Origin of the sequence: Massilia sp. YIM B02769, from assembly GCF_030411995.1 — a bacterium.
GTDB lineage: Bacteria > Pseudomonadota > Gammaproteobacteria > Burkholderiales > Burkholderiaceae_D > Telluria.
Genome location: NZ_JASNRC010000017.1, coordinates 42,217 through 58,374, shown reverse-complemented (window position 1 = coordinate 58,374; position 16,158 = coordinate 42,217). Strand labels below are relative to the sequence as shown.

General features: G+C 63.9%; 23 protein-coding genes. 22 read left to right on the top strand and 1 reads right to left on the bottom strand.

Going from position 1 to position 16,158, the window contains the following annotated elements; all coding sequences use genetic code 11:
- Positions 1-73 precede the first annotated feature (73 nt).
- From QPK31_RS23295 to QPK31_RS23240, 12 genes are all read left to right on the top strand, one after another.
- Entirely contained in the window at positions 74-1,063 is a 990-nt protein-coding gene (locus QPK31_RS23295; protein ID WP_290425277.1) for a hypothetical protein, read from the top strand.
- 12 nt (positions 1,064-1,075) lie between these two features.
- Complete coding sequence (locus QPK31_RS23290; protein ID WP_290425276.1) at positions 1,076-2,017, top strand: DUF5309 family protein; 942 nt, start codon at positions 1,076-1,078, stop codon at positions 2,015-2,017.
- 64 nt (positions 2,018-2,081) lie between these two features.
- A complete protein-coding gene (locus tag QPK31_RS23285) occupies positions 2,082-2,393 on the top strand; it encodes a hypothetical protein (protein WP_290425275.1) in 312 nt (103 codons plus the stop codon).
- Entirely contained in the window at positions 2,393-2,995 is a 603-nt protein-coding gene (locus QPK31_RS23280) for a hypothetical protein (RefSeq protein WP_290425274.1), read from the top strand. Before QPK31_RS23285 ends, QPK31_RS23280 begins: the two co-directional genes overlap by 1 nt.
- Complete coding sequence (locus QPK31_RS23275) at positions 2,992-4,449, top strand: hypothetical protein (protein WP_290425273.1); 1,458 nt, start codon at positions 2,992-2,994, stop codon at positions 4,447-4,449. The genes QPK31_RS23280 and QPK31_RS23275 overlap by 4 nt, the downstream gene beginning before the upstream one ends.
- On the top strand, positions 4,446-4,745 hold the full coding sequence (locus QPK31_RS23270) for a hypothetical protein (RefSeq protein WP_290425272.1): 300 nt from the start codon (positions 4,446-4,448) through the stop codon (positions 4,743-4,745). The genes QPK31_RS23275 and QPK31_RS23270 overlap by 4 nt, the downstream gene beginning before the upstream one ends.
- A 1-nt stretch (position 4,746) precedes the next feature.
- The gene (locus QPK31_RS23265; RefSeq protein WP_290425271.1) at positions 4,747-5,160 is read left to right on the top strand and encodes a hypothetical protein; all 414 of its coding nucleotides are present in this window, start codon (positions 4,747-4,749) and stop codon (positions 5,158-5,160) included.
- Positions 5,161-5,168: 8 nt separating this feature from the next.
- Complete coding sequence (locus QPK31_RS23260) at positions 5,169-6,041, top strand: hypothetical protein (protein WP_290425270.1); 873 nt, start codon at positions 5,169-5,171, stop codon at positions 6,039-6,041.
- A 25-nt stretch (positions 6,042-6,066) separates the two neighbouring features.
- The gene (locus QPK31_RS23255; RefSeq protein ID WP_290425269.1) at positions 6,067-6,291 is read left to right on the top strand and encodes a hypothetical protein; all 225 of its coding nucleotides are present in this window, start codon (positions 6,067-6,069) and stop codon (positions 6,289-6,291) included.
- A complete protein-coding gene (locus QPK31_RS23250) occupies positions 6,288-6,869 on the top strand; it encodes a hypothetical protein (RefSeq protein ID WP_290425268.1) in 582 nt (193 codons plus the stop codon). Before QPK31_RS23255 ends, QPK31_RS23250 begins: the two co-directional genes overlap by 4 nt.
- Positions 6,870-6,878: 9 nt before the next feature.
- Positions 6,879-8,537, top strand: coding sequence for a hypothetical protein (locus QPK31_RS23245; RefSeq protein ID WP_290425267.1), 1,659 nt, complete (start codon positions 6,879-6,881; stop codon positions 8,535-8,537).
- Complete coding sequence (locus QPK31_RS23240; protein ID WP_290425266.1) at positions 8,538-9,983, top strand: hypothetical protein; 1,446 nt, start codon at positions 8,538-8,540, stop codon at positions 9,981-9,983.
- Between the two features lie 69 nt (positions 9,984-10,052).
- Here QPK31_RS23240 and QPK31_RS23235 read toward each other — a convergent pair whose 3' ends face one another.
- A complete protein-coding gene (locus QPK31_RS23235; protein ID WP_290425265.1) occupies positions 10,053-10,346 on the bottom strand; it encodes an Arc family DNA-binding protein in 294 nt (97 codons plus the stop codon).
- 103 nt (positions 10,347-10,449) lie between these two features.
- Here QPK31_RS23235 and QPK31_RS23230 point away from each other — a divergent pair, with 103 nt between their 5' ends.
- From QPK31_RS23230 to QPK31_RS23185, 10 genes are all read left to right on the top strand, one after another.
- Complete coding sequence (locus tag QPK31_RS23230) at positions 10,450-10,761, top strand: hypothetical protein (RefSeq protein WP_290425264.1); 312 nt, start codon at positions 10,450-10,452, stop codon at positions 10,759-10,761.
- Positions 10,762-10,772: 11 nt separating this feature from the next.
- Positions 10,773-10,988, top strand: coding sequence for a hypothetical protein (locus tag QPK31_RS23225; protein WP_290425263.1), 216 nt, complete (start codon positions 10,773-10,775; stop codon positions 10,986-10,988).
- Positions 10,989-11,010: 22 nt separating this feature from the next.
- Entirely contained in the window at positions 11,011-11,664 is a 654-nt protein-coding gene (locus tag QPK31_RS23220) for a BRO family protein (protein ID WP_290425262.1), read from the top strand.
- Positions 11,661-12,143 carry a Rha family transcriptional regulator gene (locus tag QPK31_RS23215; RefSeq protein WP_290425261.1) on the top strand — a complete coding sequence of 161 codons (483 nt, stop codon included), beginning with the start codon at positions 11,661-11,663 and terminating at the stop codon, positions 12,141-12,143. The genes QPK31_RS23220 and QPK31_RS23215 overlap by 4 nt, the downstream gene beginning before the upstream one ends.
- 66 nt (positions 12,144-12,209) lie before the next feature.
- Entirely contained in the window at positions 12,210-13,277 is a 1,068-nt protein-coding gene (locus tag QPK31_RS23210; RefSeq protein ID WP_290425260.1) for a tail fiber domain-containing protein, read from the top strand.
- Positions 13,274-13,786, top strand: coding sequence for a hypothetical protein (locus tag QPK31_RS23205; RefSeq protein ID WP_290425259.1), 513 nt, complete (start codon positions 13,274-13,276; stop codon positions 13,784-13,786). Before QPK31_RS23210 ends, QPK31_RS23205 begins: the two co-directional genes overlap by 4 nt.
- A 67-nt stretch (positions 13,787-13,853) precedes the next feature.
- Positions 13,854-14,207 (top strand): phage holin family protein, encoded by a 354-nt coding sequence (locus QPK31_RS23200; protein ID WP_290425258.1) that lies wholly within the window; start codon positions 13,854-13,856, stop codon positions 14,205-14,207.
- Positions 14,197-14,661, top strand: a complete 465-nt coding sequence (locus QPK31_RS23195; RefSeq protein WP_290425257.1) for a glycoside hydrolase family 73 protein — start codon at positions 14,197-14,199, stop codon at positions 14,659-14,661. Before QPK31_RS23200 ends, QPK31_RS23195 begins: the two co-directional genes overlap by 11 nt.
- Positions 14,658-15,140, top strand: a complete 483-nt coding sequence (locus QPK31_RS23190) for a hypothetical protein (protein ID WP_290425256.1) — start codon at positions 14,658-14,660, stop codon at positions 15,138-15,140. The genes QPK31_RS23195 and QPK31_RS23190 overlap by 4 nt, the downstream gene beginning before the upstream one ends.
- 340 nt (positions 15,141-15,480) lie before the next feature.
- Complete coding sequence (locus QPK31_RS23185) at positions 15,481-16,068, top strand: thrombospondin type 3 repeat-containing protein (RefSeq protein WP_290425255.1); 588 nt, start codon at positions 15,481-15,483, stop codon at positions 16,066-16,068.
- Positions 16,069-16,158 lie beyond the last annotated feature (90 nt).

Sequence of the window (16,158 nt, the reverse complement as noted above, 5' to 3'; positions counted from 1 at the left end):
GGAACAATCAGAAGGCCACCCGTTGAGGTGGCCTTTTCATTTCTGAACTCACACCTCACGGAGCACATACCACATGGACGAAGACCAAACCCTCAGCACCGACAGTTTCGCGGAAATGCTGGCCGGCCCCGGCGACAACGAGCAAACCGAGCAATCGGACTCGCAAAGCGCCGAAACCGAGCAGGAAAACAGCGAAGGAACCGACCAACAAGACGGCAATGAAGCTGGCGAAGACGCGCAGGACGGCGACGACGACAGCGGCGAGGCCAGCGAAGAAGGTCAGGACGGACAATCGGAAACGAACCCGCCCGAAGCGTTCCTGGAACTGGAAATCAATGGCGAAAAAGTCCAGGTGTCGAAGGACGAGGCGAAAAACGGCTACCTGCGTCAGCAGGACTACACGCAGAAGGCCCAGCGCCTGGCCCAGGACCGTCAGCAGTGGGACGCCCACGTCGCCGCCCAGGTGGCCGAGGTGCAGCAGTACGCCCAGGAGATCGGGCAGCTGCAAAGCATCGACGCCAGCCTGAAGCAGTACGGGCAGATCGACTGGGAACAGCTGCGCGCGGAAGACCCTGTGTCCTACGCCGCGCACATGGCCGACTTCCAGGAGCTGCGCATTCGCCGCGGCGACGTCGAGCACGGCATCGTGCAGAAGCAGCAATCGCTGACCGCCCAGCAGCAGCAGGCCCAGGCGCAGGCCCGCGCGCAGCAGGCACAGGAAGCCCAGGCGCACATGGCGGCCCTGGTACCTGGCTTCGGCAAAGAGCACATCACCGAGATGAAGGCCATCGGCCAGAAGGCGGGCTTCACCGACGCCGAGCTGGCAGGCGTGACCGACAAACGCATGCTGGAAGTGCTCTGGAAGGCGTCGCAGTTCGACAAGCAGCAAAACACCAAGCAGCAGGCCATCAAGAAGGTCTCGGCCTTGCCTACCAAGGCAGCCAAGGCCGCGCCGGCCGCCAAACCCGCAGCTCAGCTGCACATCGAAAAACAAACCCGTCGTCTGGATCAGACCGGCAGCGTCAAAGACCTGGCTGCCCTGCTCTCGATGGCCCCTCGTTAAAAGGAAAACACCATGGCTCAGACCGCCAACACCTACGCAACCTTCAACAGCCCCATCAACCGCGAGCAGTTGATGGACAAAATCTGGAACGTGTCCGTCAAAGACACTCCGTTCGTCAAGCTGATCGGCAAGGGCAAAGCCGATGGCGCCTTCGATGAATGGAGCACCGACGAATACCGCGCGGCCAAGCAGAACAAAGTCGAGCAGGGCAACAACGCCACCCGCACCCAGCGCACCCCGCCGCTGCGCTACGGCAACCGCACGCAGATCGTCGACGACACCTTCGGCGTCACCGGCACCCAGGAAGCGGTCGAAAAAGCCGGTGGCAAGTCGGAATACAGCCGTCAACTGGCCAAGACCATGGTCGAGCTGAAGAAGGACATCGAGTTCGCCTGCCTGCAGAACACCACCGCCATCGCGGCGGCCGCTGGCGTCGCTCCGCAAGCGCGCGGCCTGTTTGGCTTCATGAGCCACAACGTGTCCCTGGGCGTCAACGGCGTCGCCGCGAACCCGCTGACCAACACTGCAGCTGTCGACGGCACGCTTCGCACGTTCACCGAAGACCTGCTCAAGGACGTGCTCCAGAAGATGTTCGACAATGGCGCAGATATGGAAGAAAGCTACATCCTGCTGCCGTCGAGCCAGCGCACGAAATTCGATGCAATGCTGGGTGGCCAGACCCGCTTCGACAAGGCCGAGGACAAGACGCTGACCGCGACGCTCGACGTCTACGTGGGTCCGTTCGGCCGCGTCAAAGCGGTCAACGCCCGCCACATGCGTCAGCGTGAGATCGCGATCATCAACCCCGAGTTCCTGGAACTGGCCGTGCTGCGTCCGATGAAGGACACCCCGCTGGGCGTCACTGGCGACACCAAGGACGTGATGGTGAACTGCGAATTTACCCTGCGCGACTACAACCCGAAAGCGCACGGCGCCATCCTCGATCTGAACTGATCGCTTTCGTAGCACCCTCAAGGGCCAGCCTCACCGCTGGCCCTTTTTCTTTTCCGGATACCTCATGCACTCGATTATCGAAGCCACCCCCACCAGCCGCCTGACGATGCACGAGCACGGCGACGGCTCGGGCGTGATCGTTCAATCCACCGACGTCTCCGCCGCGCTGGCGCGAAACGAGGCGCTGCGCCGCGCTGGCATGACCAAGACCGCCGGCGGCGACCACTACATGGCGTCGATCCCGCTGGACCTGCTGAATGCCTGGGGTCTGCGCAAGTACGGCGTCGGCTGGGAAATCATCGCGGCCGACAATGCCAAGCTGGACGAATTCCTGGCTGAGAACACGGTCTGCCGCATCCACCAAGGACGGAACTGATGAACTACGGCCAACTGAAACAGGCCATCGCCAATCGGCTTGGCCGCACCAACCTGACCGCCGTGATCCCCGATTTCGTCGAACTCGGCGAGGCGCGGCTGTACAACGGCTTCAAGGACATCGAAGTGCAGGTCGACCCGCTGCGCGTTCGCTCGATGTTAGCGCGCGAGACCGCGTCGCTGGCCGCCCTGCCCGACCGCTTCCTGGCTGTCGATCGCCTGACCGTGCCGGGCGCTCCGGACGCGCTCACCTACGTGACGCCGGAACGGTTCGCCAGCCTGGCGCCGACCAGTTGCCCGCGCTACTTCACGCACCAGGACGGCGGCATTGCCATCGAGGGCGGCGCGCCGGCGGCGTTCGCGCTGTCCTACTACCGTCGCTTCCCTGCCCTGGTGGCCGATTCGGACACGAATTGGCTGCTCGAGACCGCGCCCAGCGTCTACCTCTACTCGGCGCTGATCGAGGCCTACGCGCACCTGAAGGACGATGCGCGCATCCCGACCGCCGCGCGCATGTACGCGGCTGCCGCCAACGCCCTGATCGCCGCCGACCAGGCCGAGCGCCACAGCGGCTCGACGCTGACCATCGGGAGCGCGCGATGATCCCGCTCGCTGGCTTCATGCCGGACGCGGACAGCACCACGGCCGGCGCGCTGACCGACTGCACGAACCTGCTGCCCACCCTGCGCGGCATGGCCGGCGCGCCGACGCCGATGGATGCGGGTGTGCCCGCCCTGCCTGCGGAATGCCGTGGCGGCGCTGTGCTGACCCGCCTGGACAAGCTGAGCCGCGTGTTCGCCGGTACCCGCACGGCGCTGTACGAGCTGTCCGGCGCCGCCTTCGTGAACCAGTCGCGCAGCGGCGGCTACACCGGAAGCCAGGAAAATCGCTGGCGGTTCGAGCAGTTCGGCAACGCCTCGCTGGCTTGCAACGAAACTGAGCAAATCCAGGTGTCCACCGGCAGCGGCACGGCATTCGCCGATATCCCGCAGTCGCCGCGCGCGCGCATCATCGTCACCGCCTCGGGCTTCGTCCTGGGCTTCGGCCTGAACGCCACCTACGTGGGCGGCGACCGGCCGGATGCCTGGGCATGCTCGGGCCTGTACGACCACCTGACGTGGACGCCCAGCGACAGCAACCAGGCCGCATTCGGCTACCTGCTGAACACGCCGGGCGATATCCGCGCCGCCAAGCGCCTGGGTAACGACGTGGTGGCCTACAAGGAAAACTCGCTGTACCTGGGGCGCTTCGTCGGCAAGCCGATCATCTGGCAATGGGATTTGCTGTCATCGAACGTGGGCGCCGTGAGCGCGGAAGCCGTGATCGACGTCGGTACCGCGCACCTGTTCATCGGCCGCGACAACTTCTGGCTGTTCGACGGCGCGCGGCCGGTACCGATCAAGAGCGCGCCGAAGGAGTGGTTCTTCGCCCACTGCGACGCGACCTACCGCTACCGCATCCGGAGCCACTTCGACCAGGCGAAGAACCTGTGCTGGTGGTTCTATCCAACGCCAGGGTCCGGCGGCGCGCTGACGAACGCGCTGGTCTACAACCTGACCATGGACCGATGGGGCAAGGTCACGCTGCCTATCGAGACGGTGCTGCAGTACCAGGGCGCCGAGACGAACTACGACAGCTGGCCGGCTGACGCGTCGCTCACGTTCGACACGCTGCCGGACGTTCCCTTCGACTCGCCGTCGCTGGACACCAGTAGCTCGGCGATGGGCGTAGTGGGCCTGGACCACAAGATTCGGACCCTGACCGGGCCGTGCGGCGCCGCCTCGCTGACGACCGGCGATTTCGGCGACGACGAGCAGTTCTCGACGCTCACCCGCGTGACGCCGCGCTTCACGAAGCGGCCGGGCGCGTCGAACCTGACGCACTACACGCGCGACGTCGACGGCGGCGACCTGGAGAACCGTGGCGACAGCGCGCTTTCCGGCGCCCACTACGACCCGCTGGGCTCGGGCCGCTACCACCGCCTGCGCATCGAGCTGCAGGGCGATTTCGAACTGGTCGGCTTCACGCCGGCCCTCACCCCGGACGGATACGAATGAGGATTTCCAACGATGCACGGCTGCCGATGGCTGACGACGTGCGCGGGCTAAAGAAGCGGCTGTACGAGCTGGTGCGCGACATCGTGAACCAGCTGAATGCGGTTTCCGAGAACAAGGCCAGCGCGTGCACGAATGCCGCAACGGCACCGCCGGCCACCGGCAACTTCACCCCGGGCGACTTCGTGAAGAACTCGAACCCGGTCGAGCTGGGCTCGGCTGGCTCCAAGTATGTCGTGGAAGGCTGGACCTACCTGGCAACCGGCTTCGTCCAGAAACGCTTTTTGACAGGGAACTGACATGCTCCGCGCAATCGAACCGCAGCACCTGGCCGCCGAGTGGGAGCGCGTGCGCGCCGGCCTGCTCGAAGTGAAGAAGGCGACCACGGACGACTGGCTGCCCGAGGACGTCTATATGTCGCTGCGCCAGGGGCACTCCACGCTGTACATCGGCACCGGCGCTGGCGGCGAGTACGTCGGCTTCCTGGTGCTGCGGTTGGTTCCGACCTTCCACAGCAAGGCGGTCGAGGTCTGGTGCGCGTACTCGGCCAGCAAGCGGCCCCTCATGCGCCGCTTCTTCCCGCACGTCCAGGCCGTGGCCCGCAACGTCGGCGCAACCCTGATTTCGTTCGCATCGGCGCGCGACGAATGGGAGGCCGGCGCCCGACACCTGGGCTTCCACAAGGCCAAGACCACCTACCACTACCCACTTTAGGAGCTTCCATGGGCAGCAGCACTCCATCGAACACCACCAGCAAAACGACCACCGAATTGCCCACCTGGGCGCAGCCAGCGGCAAAATCGCTCCTGCAGCGCGGCCAGCAACTGTCCCAGCAGGAAATGCCGGTCTACGACGGCCAGCGGTCGGCGAACCTGAATGGCTACCAGACGCAAGGCATGAATATGGTGCAGAACCGGGCCTTGAACGGCTCGGCCGAGATCAACGCCGGCAGCGCCAATTTGCAGAACACGCTGAACGGCCAGTACCTGGGCCGCGACACCGGGACAAATGCCTACATGGGCGACAACCCCTACCTGCAAGGCTCCATCGACAAGGCGGCCGGCGACATCACGCGCAACTACAACGCCGCGGTGGCCGGCACCGACGCCACCATGGCGCGCGCCGGCGCATTCGGCGGCTCGGCCTGGCAGCAGTCGCAGGACGCGAACTCGCGCAACTTGGCCACCAGCCTGGCCGATTCGGCGAACAGCCTGCGCATGCAGAACTACAACCAGAGCGCGACGCTGGCCGAGAACCAGCTAAACCGCAACCAGACGGCGTTCCAGGCCGAGCGCGCGAACCAGCTTGGCGCCGCATCGCAGGCGCTCCAGTACGGCAACCAGGCCTATACCGACGCCGCGCAGCTGCAAGGCATCGGCGAAATCCAGTACGGCGCCGACCAGCAGAAGCTGACCGACCAGATGGACTACTTCAACGAGAAGGCGCAGTCGCCATACAAGCAGCTCGACGTGCTGGGCAACTCGATCCGCGCGGCAGTCGGCGGCGGGTCCAATGTCAGCGAATCGGCCCCAGGCGCAAACCCGTGGGGCCAAGTAATCGGCGGCGGCGCCGCACTTGCCGGCATGCTCGGTTAACACAAGGAGAAACCAATGTCAGGATTTGAAACGGCAGCTGCCCTCGGGTCGGCAGCAGCAGGTAGCGGCGCGGCCGCAGGTGGCGCAGCGGCTGGCGGTGCGGCGGCGGGAGCTGGCGCAGCAGGTGCAGCGGGAGCCGGGGCGGCTGGAGCCGGCGCCGCCGGCGCTGGCGCGGCGGGCGCTGGCCTCGGAGCGGGCGCCCTCGGCGCAAATGCTGCGGCAGGCGCAGGCGCGACCGGGATCGGAATGATGGGCGCCGGGACGGCCGGAGGCGCGCTCTCTGGCGCGATGGCTGGCACCGGCGCCGCCGCTGCGGACGCCGCCCTCGCCGCGTATGGCGGCGGCATGTTGGCGGCTGAAGGCGCGGCCGTGCCCGGCGCAATGACTTTCGTTACCCCGGCAGTTACTGAAGGTGGCGCGCTGGCCGGAGCTGGGGCGGGCGCCGGCAGTGCCGCAGGCGCAGGAGGCGCAGGAGGCGGGGCAACCGGTGTTCTGGGCGGCGGCGAAGCTTCTGCCCCGATCCTCGGAGAAGCGCCGGTCGGTGAGGGCATGCTTCCGGGGGCATACAGCGACGTGGCCGGCGAGAAGTTCGCCATGGCGAACAAGGCATCCCCGATGACGGGCTATCTCAAGTCCGCCGGAAAGGCTGCATCGACGTACAGCACCGTCAACAAGGCGATGGGCGGAGAGCAGCCGCAACGTAGGGCACCTCAGGGCCGACCGATCTTCCAGGGCGAAGCCGCGCCGATTGCGCCGACCGCCCCCGCAGCCAGCAACAACAACGCTGTGCTGGCTGCAATCGCGCGTCGCCGGCAACGCGGTTTTTAAGGAGAAAGCATGGGAATGTTCGATGGTTTCAAAGGGATGCTGGCCGACTACATCCCCGACTATTTGCCGGACGATCCAGGCCAACGCGCAGCGGCCAAGCAAGCGTTGCTCGCCGCTGGTGGCGCCATGATGTCGACGAAAGGGCAAAACTTCCTTGGCACTGTCGGCGAAGGCATGGGCGCTGCATCGAAGGCCTACGGGGGCGCGCTGGAGCAGCAGCAAGAGGCCGCTGTGCGTCAGGCCCAGCAGCAGCACTATGCGCTCCAGAATAAGATTTCGATGGCAGAGTTGGCGAGACCGGGAAAGCTGGCTGCAACGTGGGCCAGGACTCCGCGCCCTGATCCGGCAATTATCAAGAACGCGCAGACTGGCGCCGAGGGGGGCTTTGTGCCTACCCCGCCGCCAATGAACGGGCGGAGCGCGCCAAACCTCACCCCGGAAGGCTATCAGTCGAAGACGATTGAGCAGCTGCCCCGACTCGACCAGGCAAAGTCCGATCAGCCCGCACCATTCACCCTTCCGCCGGTTATGGAGCCCGCTAAGCTCGAAGCCTTCTACCGCCAGAAGGCCTTCGACTATGCGGAGGATGGCGAAATGGAGCTGATGGACAAGTTCTTGGGCTACGCCGAAAAAGCGAAGCGTAAGATTTCGAAGCGAGAGACGCTGCTCGGGAAGGACAACAAGCCGGTAAGCGTGCTCACGTACGAAGACGGCGAGGAGGCCCCATCCGCCTACGGCGCCCTGCCAAACAATCGCGTTGTCGATATGGGCGGATCGCAAATCGTGATCGACGAGAACATCCCTCAAGACGGCAAGCAGTTCTTCAAGACCCAGAGCCCAGACAGCAAAGCCGCCGACCGGCGCGCCCTGCTGGAGCGCCAGGAGCGCGAGCGAGCGGATCAGCAGGAGCCAATGAGCGCAGACGCGATCCTGAACGCCGCCGCGCGCTACAACTTCGACGGCACGCTACCGCCGATGGGCATGGGCAAGAACGCCGCTGCTGGCCGCTCCGCGATTCTGAACAAGGCTGCGGAGCTGAAATACGGGACCGACCCGGAGCAGCAGCGCCGCGACCAGCTGGGGAATAAGGGGGATGCGGCGGCGCGCAATGCTGCACTTAGGGACTTCTCAAGCGGTCGACTCGGCAGCAACGTTCGCTCGTTTAATGTCTCGCTGTCGCACCTTCAGACCCTCGATCAGCTCACCGACGCGTTGCAGAACAATGATATGCAGGCGGTCAATAAGGCAGCCAATTACTTCAAAACGCAAACTGGCAACCCGGCGCCGACGAACTTCGAAGCGGCCAAGAAGGTAGTCGCGGACGAGGTAGTGAAGGCCATCGTCGGCACCGGCGGCGCGCTCGCTGACCGCGAGGAAACTGCGAAAACCATCGCAGCCATGAATAGCCCGGCACAGCTGAAAGGTGTGATTCACACATACAAGGAACTGATGCGCGGGCAGTTGCATGGCCTTGAGCAGCAATACCGCGAAAGCACGGGGCGCACCGACTTCAACCGGTTCCTATCTGACGCTGCAAGGACCGAGGACGGAGGTTCGAAGCCTATCCCGCCTGCCGCTGCTGCCATGCTTCGCAGCAATCCGGCGCTGCGCGCTCAGTTCGATGCCAAGTACGGCGCCGGCGCAGCATCATCCATCCTGGGGAAATAAATGGAAAATCCGTTTGACCAATTCGACGCCCCGGCGGCTGAAGCCAACGTGTTCGACCAATTCGACGCGCCAGCCGGGCCGCTGAAGTTTGACCGGGGCGCACCCAGCGGCGGCGACAGCACGACGAAACGCAGCCTGATCGGCGCCGCGCTGGGGGTTGCTGATCTCGGCAACACGGCGCTGAACCTGGCTGCCTACCTGCCGAGCAAGGTCTCGCCCGCCATCGACCAGTGGAACAAGACCCGGAACGCGGATTTCGAATACCTGACTGAGCAAAACAAGGACTCGACCGCGTTCAACGTGGGGCGCGTGGGTGGCAACGTGGCCGCGACTCTGCCCGCCGGCGGCGTCGCTGCTCAGGGCATTCGTTCGCTGGCCTCTGTGCCCCGCCTGGCCGGCGCTGCACCCGCCCTCACCCGACTGGCGAACGCAACGGCTTCAGGCGGCATGCGCACCGGTGCGGGTGTTACGCGCTCGTCGCCAGCCGCAGCGCGGGCGGCGGACGTCGCCACCCGCACGGCTGGTGGCGCCATCACCGGCGCCGCTTCAACGGCGCTGGTGCGGCCAGAAGATGCTGGGGCTGGCGCGGTGGTGGGCGCGATACTTCCCGGATTCGTCAAGGTTTTAGGGGCAGCCGGAGGGAAAGCGGAGCAGTTTGCACGGTCCAACGCAGAGCGCCTAATGCAAAGCGCACTGAAGCCGACCATAAAGCAACTGCAAACCGGCGAGGCTCAAACTGCAATTGAAACGTTGCTCAAATACGGGATCAATCCGACCATGAAAGGCGCCGACCGTCTGAAGGGCATGATCGACGACTTGAATCAACACATCGAGGGCATGATCTCAAACTCCAGTGCGACGGTGAGCAAGCAGCGAGTCATTCTGCCGCTGGAAGAGGTGAAGAAGAAGTTCGCGATGCAAGTCAGCCCTACTGCCGACAGGAAGGCAATCGAAAGCGTGGCCGACGACTTCATGGCGCATCCTGAGATTGTAGGGGATGCGATCCCAGTCTCTGCGGCGCAGAAGATGAAACAGGGAACCTACCAGGTGTTGAAGAAAAAGTACGGCCAGCTGGGTAGCGCAGAGGTGGAAGCGCAAAAAGCACTGGCGCGCGGGCTGAAGAACGAAATCGCAACGGCCGTGCCGGAAGTGGCCGGCCTGAACGCGGCAGAGTCTAAGTTGATTGCCACACTCGGGGTGGCCGAGCGACGCGCACTGATCGAGTTGAACAAAAACCCGATGGGTCTTGCTGGGCTGGCCCACAGCCCGGCCTCCTGGGCCGCCTTCATGATCGATAAAAGCGCGTTGTTTAAATCATTGGCTGCCCGGATGGTTAATGGGCCGGTGGCGAAAACAGCAGGACGAGCCGCGCCAGCACTCCAGAGCGGACTGTCTAATCCTGCTCTTCGGAACGCTGGGACTGCCTACGTTTCCTCCGAGCGTTGATGAATCCGTAGATAAACGCACCCAAACCGATCAATGCGAGCTTCCACAACTTGTACGTGATGAGGGCACTCATTCGGCGGCCTCGACTGCCTCTTTGGTCGAGGCCGTACCCGATCTGCGCTTGTCCCCGATCTGCATTTCGAACATGCCCGGCGGGAACCGCTTTACCAATTCTTCGATGAGCACAGCAGTATCAACAATCCGAAGATCAGCGACGCCTGTGCGGTCAACCTCAAAGCTCTGTTCGAGTCGGGCAATTATTTCGGCGTGGAGCGTGCGGCCACCAAGCCGCGCGGCTGCCTCAAGCTTGGCCCGCAGCTCGGCGGACGGGCGGATAGGGTAAGGGCTGGGTCGATCATTCATGACGCTATTGTGAGACTCAATTGGAATCATTTCAATAAATCCTATTGACTCATTTGGAATCCATGCTTAATATGGAGTCACTGTAACTTAATTGGAGTCCAACATGATCAGCAACAGCAAACAGCATTGGACGGTAGGCCAGCTCGTCAAGGTTGGCTTCGTGGCCGGCCTGGAAGTAGTCGCACCAGTGGCAACTCCCGGTGATTACGCACCAGACGCCTATGTCCTGTCGCGCAAGGAGCAGTTCTACTCGTTCGTGCCGCACAAGGGCCTGGCCAAGATCACCGCCGCTGAAGCGCGCGTGATGGTCGAGGCTGGCAAGCAGCACGCCGAGCGCCTGGCCGCTGCCGCCGTCGCAAAAGCTGCCGCCTCGGCGCGCCACGCTGGACTGGTTCGCGAACTGGCCTTTGCCTAATAGGAGTCAAGATGCATACCGCAACCCAGCAAGCAAAAGCACCAAGGCCAACGCCATTCCCGCTCCGCTTAAAGCCGGAGATAGAAGAGCAAGCCCGTCGTCTCGCGGGCGCGCAAGATCGCAGTATTAACTGGATGCTGAATGAGCTTGTTCGGCAGGGCCTGGCAAGTCTGCAGGCTCAAAAAGAAAGTGCCCCAGCTGCGTCAACAGCTGGAGCACCGATTTGAAATCCCCCCAAGGAGAAATCACGTGAACTCTAACACACCAGCACTGGCATTTGAAGGAACCAACTTTGACACCGTGCAGCGCAAGGGCCAAATCTGGCTCCGTGCCGCCGAGATCGCCCAAGCACTCGGATACAGCCGTGCCGACAAGGTCACTCAGATTTACGAGCGCAACAAGGACGAATTCAGTTCGGCCATGACCTTGAACCTCAAATTGAGGGTCAAGGGGTTTGGCGCCGGGAATAGCAGCAAGGACGTGCGAGTGTTCAGCCTGCGCGGCGCCCACCTGATTGCCATGTTCGCGCGCACCCCGGTTGCCAAGGCCTTCCGCCGCTGGGTGCTCGATATCCTGGATCGTCAAATCGACGGGCTGACCGCCGACGCGGCGCGCGGCGCGAAGCTGAGCGAGTTCACCATGCACGACATTGAGCGCCTGTGCACGCAAGCCGAGTTCCTGCGCAGCTGGTGGGAGCGCTTCGGGGATGGTATTCGTGTGTTGAACCGCAAGGCCGCCGGGAACGTGCACGACAACTTCGTTTCGGCCGCGAGCACGTCCCGCTCCCTCGTTCGGGCGTTCGGCTTCAAATCGAACCACGCTTATGCAGAAACCTACCCATGGGAGGGAGGCTACAGCGAGCGCGAGGATTACCGCAAAAAAATGGAAAGGATCGAGGCATGACGACTTTGGTAACCATTACCCACGACCGAATCGTCACGGATTCGCAGACGTTGGCCAAAACCTTCGGCAAGCGGCACAAGAATGTGCTTCGGGCATTCGACGGCCTTCAGTGCTCGGACGAATTTCGGCGGCTCAATTTTGAGCCGTCAGAATTTCTGGATGCGCGTGGCAAGTTGCAGCGCAGCATCACTATGACGAAGGACGGGTTTGCGATGCTAGCCATGGGATTTACCGGCCCCAAAGCGGCCGCCTTTAAGGAGGCGTTCATCAAGGAGTTCAACGTGATGGCCGAAGCACTGGCGCGCGGCGAGCAAAACCTGTGGCAGCGCCTGCAAGCCGTCATCGCGCAGGAAGCAGAATCGGCCGTAAAGGCGTCGTTCGGCTCCCGCTTGCTGCTGGCCCGAAAGCGCGAGCTACCCCGGTTCCGTGATCAGCTTGCAGAGCTTCACTCGCAGATTCAGCCGTCGCTCCTGAACTAGATTCTCACCTTTCAACCCAACCCGCCCCAGGCAACTGCGGCGGGTTTTTTATTTCCTGGAGAAAGAATGCCCGTACCATCCAGCATTACCGACTTGAGCAAGGTCGCGTCCGAGAACAGCCCGCAGGGCACGGAAACCGTGCGCGGCACCATGGACGACTACCTGCGCGCAGGCTTCGCGTTCAGCAGGCAAATGTGGGACCAACTGCTCGGCCCGAGCGTCACCCTGCCCTCGGCCGCGACCGTCAACATCGGCTTCGCCGCGTCGGTGAACATCGTCATCACCGGCACCACGCAGATCAGCGCCTTCGACGTGGCCAACGAGGGCACCACGCGCTGGATCACGTTCACTGGTGCGCTCACCCTGAAGTACAACGCGGCCAGCATGCAGCTGCCGGGCGCCGCCGACATCGTCACGCGCGCCGGCGACGTGGCCGTGTTCAAGAGCCTGGGCGCTGGCAACTGGAAGTGCATGGCCTACCAGCGCATCAGCGGCACCGGCCCGGTGGCCGCCAGCATGACGACGGACGGCTACCTGACCACCGGCGACTGGAACTCGTTCAACAGCAGGATGACGCCGGCGGCGGTGGCGGCTGCATACCTGGCCCTGACCGGCGGGACGCTTGCGGGCACGCTGACGCTGAACAACGGCGTACAGATTTCGATGAAAGACGCTAGCGGTGTTTCCCGGCAGTTCGTGGCCATGGGCGGCGACAACGGCATCACCTTCACGAACGCGGGCGGCAACTACACGCGCTGGCTGAACCAGGCCTTCGACACCGAGATCATGCGACTGGACAACGTCGGCAACCTCACGTCGAAGACCTACACTGGAAACTCGGACGAGCGCCTGAAGAAGAAGTGGCGCCGCCGCCCGGCCGACTTCCTCCAGCGCGTTGCCAGCATCCGCAAGCTCGGCGATTTCCTGTGGAAGAAGGACGGCACGCCGGGAATCGGTGTCGCTGCGCAGCAGCTGGAGGCCATCTGGCCCGAAGCCGTGCACACGGACGCGCGCGGGTACAAGTCTGTGAACTACGGCGCCGCCGCATTCGTGATCGCCGTCGAGCTGACGCGCGCCTTCTTCGCCTACGTGGCCAAGACCGACAAGCGCCTGGCGAAGCTGGAGGGCAAATGACCCTGCCCACCTCCGGCCCGATCAGCACCGACCAGATCCTCAACGAATTGCGCATCGCCACTCCCGGCCGTAATTACCCGCTTAGCACTACAGACGCCGACGTGCTGGCCCTGGCTGGCAAGTCCGCTGGGCAGTCGGTAAAGATTCCGGACGATTTCTGGGGCAAGAGCGTGACGCCGCCGACCAGTCCGGTGCCCGTCGCCGAGGCGTATGGCGACACGGCACGCGCGAATAGCAGCACGGGCGATGGCGTTGTCTCCTGCTACCCGGTTGCGGTCCGCCGTGGTGGTGTGCCGCCCTATACGAACTTCTGGGAGTTCACCAGCAATCCCGGCGGCTTCACGTTGTCGAACCCGACTGCCACGTCGCCGACCGTGTCGAAGGCGTACACGAAGAACTCGAACGGCTCGTTCCGGGCGCTGTTGAAGTACACGCTCACCGACAGCATCGGCCAGAAAGCGACCGTCTCAGGGGTCATCGCAGACCTTGCCTGGGACGGAAACCAGTAGCAAGCAGCACAAGCAGCCGCCTCCGGGCGGTTTTTTTATGGCCGCTCGGCCCCTCTCAAGGAAAACCATGTTCGAAAAACCCCCGCATCAACCCGGCGTCGTCGGCGACTGGGCCGGCGTACTGCCGTGGATTTGGATCGTCGTCCTGTCCGTGCTCGGCGGCCTGGCCGCGTTCGTGCGCAAAATGCGCGCCAACCACGTGCGCGTCTGGAACTTCACCGAGCTGATCGGCGAGATCGTGATTTCCGGCCTGGCTGGGCTGGTGATCGCTCACCTGTGCCAGTGGCGCGAATTTCCGATGTCGCTGACCTATGCCCTCACCGGCATCGGCGCCCACATGGGCAGCCGCGCGCTGTTCAAGCTGGAAGGCCTGCTCGACGCTAAATTCCCCGCATCGAAAGGAGACGACAATGCCGCCTAGCGCCTTCATCGCCCTGCTGCTGCCGGCCGCCCAGGCATGCCAGCGCGCCCACGGCATCCCGGCATCGTTCACCCTGGCCCAGGCCGCGCTTGAGTCGGGCTGGGGTGAGCGCGCGCCGGGGAACAACCTGTTCGGCGTGAAAGCCGACCGCGCCTGGAAGGGCCCGGCCGTCGACGTGCCCACGCACGAAGTGATCAAGGGTAAGCGCGTGCCGATGGTCTGCAAATTCCGCGCGTATCCGACCCTCTCCGCCAGCGTGGCCGACCGCGCGGACTTCTTCCTGAAGAACCCGCGCTACAAGGACTGCTTCAAGCAGCGCGGCGGCGAGGCCTGGGCGCACGCCGTGGCCGAGGCCGGCTACGCCACCGACCCGAGCTATGCGAAGAGCCTGATCGCGGTGATGCGCGGCCGGAACATGGCCCAGTACGACATCCTTCCGACGGTGAAGTCATGAGCCGCGTCGAACGCATCCTGGCGGGGCTGATCGTGCTGGCGGGCCTGCTGGTGGTCGGCGCCCTCGGCGCACGCTGGTACGGCACCCATCAGTACCAGGCCGGCCGCACCGCAGCCATCGAGGAGCGCGCCGCGGCTGATGCCCGCGCCGTGCTGCTCCGCACCCAAGAAAACGCCGTCCTGGCCCAGCGCCAGGGCGAAACCAACCTGAAGATCACCGAGGCCAAACATGAAGAACTTGCTCCTGTGCGCGAGCGTATTGTTGTTGAGCGCGTGCGCGTCGGCGCCGCAATCTGTGGACCTGCCGCCGCGCCCGACGCCGAAAGCTCCGCCGGCGGCGACAGCGCCGATCCACCAGGCCGGCTGGTTCGAGAAGACGCTGAGCGAGATCTTGTCGCGCTGAAGCTGGCCGTCGAGGAAGACCTGGCCACCGGGCGCGCGTGCCAGGCCTTCCTGCGCGAGAATGGGCTGGTGCCGTGATGGACTTCCACCTCGCAACCCCGACCGGCGACGTGTATCTGTTCAGCAGCGAGGATGGGCGCACGGTGCAGATTCCGTCGCCGTCGACTGTACCGCAAGCGAACACAGAAACCGGCCCAATCGTTACAGAAATACCCTTGTAAGTATCTGATTATAAAAGGGTGAAAAGGTCGAAAATGGTGGGTATCGCGGACCATGATTTTCGACCTTATCCTGTTGATTTACCTATGAAAATGGGTGTAACGCGGCACGTATCAGATGTAAGCACATGCGTCAAACGCCCCTTTTCGCCAAAGCGAGCGCTATAGTGAATCATCCGCTTTGGATTTGGAGAACGAACATGAAACGCCTCACTCTCGCTGCCCTGATCGCCCTTGGCGCTGCCGCGTACGCACCGCTGCCTTCGATGGCGCAGGGCCTGGAAGTCTATATCGGCACCGCGCCGCCGGCGCCTGTCTACGAACGCATCCCTGCGGCACGCCACGGCTATGTCTGGGCGCCGGGTTACTGGGAGTGGCGCGGCCATCGCCACTTCTGGGTGCCGGGCAGCTATGTGGTCGAGCGTCCGGGCTATGTGTACGCGCCGCCAGCCTGGCACCAGCGCGGCGGGCGCTGGTACATGAGCCAGGGCAACTGGTCGCCGCGTGACCGTTACTATGCGAACAACGATCGCTACTATGGACCGGACCGCGGTTACGGACCTGGGCGTGGCTGGAACGACCGCGACCGCCGCGATTATCGCGATCACCGTGGCGGTAACTACGGCCGCAACGAAGGCCGGCGCGACTACGACCGCGACGGCGTGCCGAACCGCTATGACCGCGACCGCGACAACGATGGCGTGGCAAACCGCTACGACCGCGACCGTGACGGCGATGGCGTGGGTAACCGCCGCGACCGGAATCCGGATAACCCGTATCGCCGTTGAGCTGGTGGCGGGAGTGGATGGGAGAAGCGCCTCGTGGGGAGGCGCTTTTTTTTTGTTGGTTCGGGTGTTTTTCCAGTTCGCCGATGATCG

Excerpts from the sequence above, each read along its gene's own strand:
- QPK31_RS23200 (WP_290425258.1), top strand. The coding sequence starts at position 13,854 with ATGTTCGAAAAACCCCCGCATCAACCCGGCGTCGTCGGCGACTGGGCC.
- QPK31_RS23235 (WP_290425265.1), bottom strand. The coding sequence starts at position 10,346 with ATGAATGATCGACCCAGCCCTTACCCTATCCGCCCGTCCGCCGAGCTG.
- QPK31_RS23245 (WP_290425267.1), top strand. The coding sequence starts at position 6,879 with ATGGGAATGTTCGATGGTTTCAAAGGGATGCTGGCCGACTACATCCCC.
- QPK31_RS23195 (WP_290425257.1), top strand. The coding sequence starts at position 14,197 with ATGCCGCCTAGCGCCTTCATCGCCCTGCTGCTGCCGGCCGCCCAGGCA.
- QPK31_RS23205 (WP_290425259.1), top strand. The coding sequence starts at position 13,274 with ATGACCCTGCCCACCTCCGGCCCGATCAGCACCGACCAGATCCTCAAC.
- QPK31_RS23285 (WP_290425275.1), top strand. The coding sequence starts at position 2,082 with ATGCACTCGATTATCGAAGCCACCCCCACCAGCCGCCTGACGATGCAC.
- QPK31_RS23240 (WP_290425266.1), top strand. The coding sequence starts at position 8,538 with ATGGAAAATCCGTTTGACCAATTCGACGCCCCGGCGGCTGAAGCCAAC.
- QPK31_RS23190 (WP_290425256.1), top strand. The coding sequence starts at position 14,658 with ATGAGCCGCGTCGAACGCATCCTGGCGGGGCTGATCGTGCTGGCGGGC.
- QPK31_RS23225 (WP_290425263.1), top strand. The coding sequence starts at position 10,773 with ATGCATACCGCAACCCAGCAAGCAAAAGCACCAAGGCCAACGCCATTC.
- QPK31_RS23265 (WP_290425271.1), top strand. The coding sequence starts at position 4,747 with ATGCTCCGCGCAATCGAACCGCAGCACCTGGCCGCCGAGTGGGAGCGC.
- QPK31_RS23260 (WP_290425270.1), top strand. The coding sequence starts at position 5,169 with ATGGGCAGCAGCACTCCATCGAACACCACCAGCAAAACGACCACCGAA.
- QPK31_RS23270 (WP_290425272.1), top strand. The coding sequence starts at position 4,446 with ATGAGGATTTCCAACGATGCACGGCTGCCGATGGCTGACGACGTGCGC.
- QPK31_RS23185 (WP_290425255.1), top strand. The coding sequence starts at position 15,481 with ATGAAACGCCTCACTCTCGCTGCCCTGATCGCCCTTGGCGCTGCCGCG.
- QPK31_RS23210 (WP_290425260.1), top strand. The coding sequence starts at position 12,210 with ATGCCCGTACCATCCAGCATTACCGACTTGAGCAAGGTCGCGTCCGAG.
- QPK31_RS23280 (WP_290425274.1), top strand. The coding sequence starts at position 2,393 with ATGAACTACGGCCAACTGAAACAGGCCATCGCCAATCGGCTTGGCCGC.
- QPK31_RS23275 (WP_290425273.1), top strand. The coding sequence starts at position 2,992 with ATGATCCCGCTCGCTGGCTTCATGCCGGACGCGGACAGCACCACGGCC.
- QPK31_RS23295 (WP_290425277.1), top strand. The coding sequence starts at position 74 with ATGGACGAAGACCAAACCCTCAGCACCGACAGTTTCGCGGAAATGCTG.
- QPK31_RS23215 (WP_290425261.1), top strand. The coding sequence starts at position 11,661 with ATGACGACTTTGGTAACCATTACCCACGACCGAATCGTCACGGATTCG.
- QPK31_RS23290 (WP_290425276.1), top strand. The coding sequence starts at position 1,076 with ATGGCTCAGACCGCCAACACCTACGCAACCTTCAACAGCCCCATCAAC.
- QPK31_RS23250 (WP_290425268.1), top strand. The coding sequence starts at position 6,288 with ATGATGGGCGCCGGGACGGCCGGAGGCGCGCTCTCTGGCGCGATGGCT.
- QPK31_RS23230 (WP_290425264.1), top strand. The coding sequence starts at position 10,450 with ATGATCAGCAACAGCAAACAGCATTGGACGGTAGGCCAGCTCGTCAAG.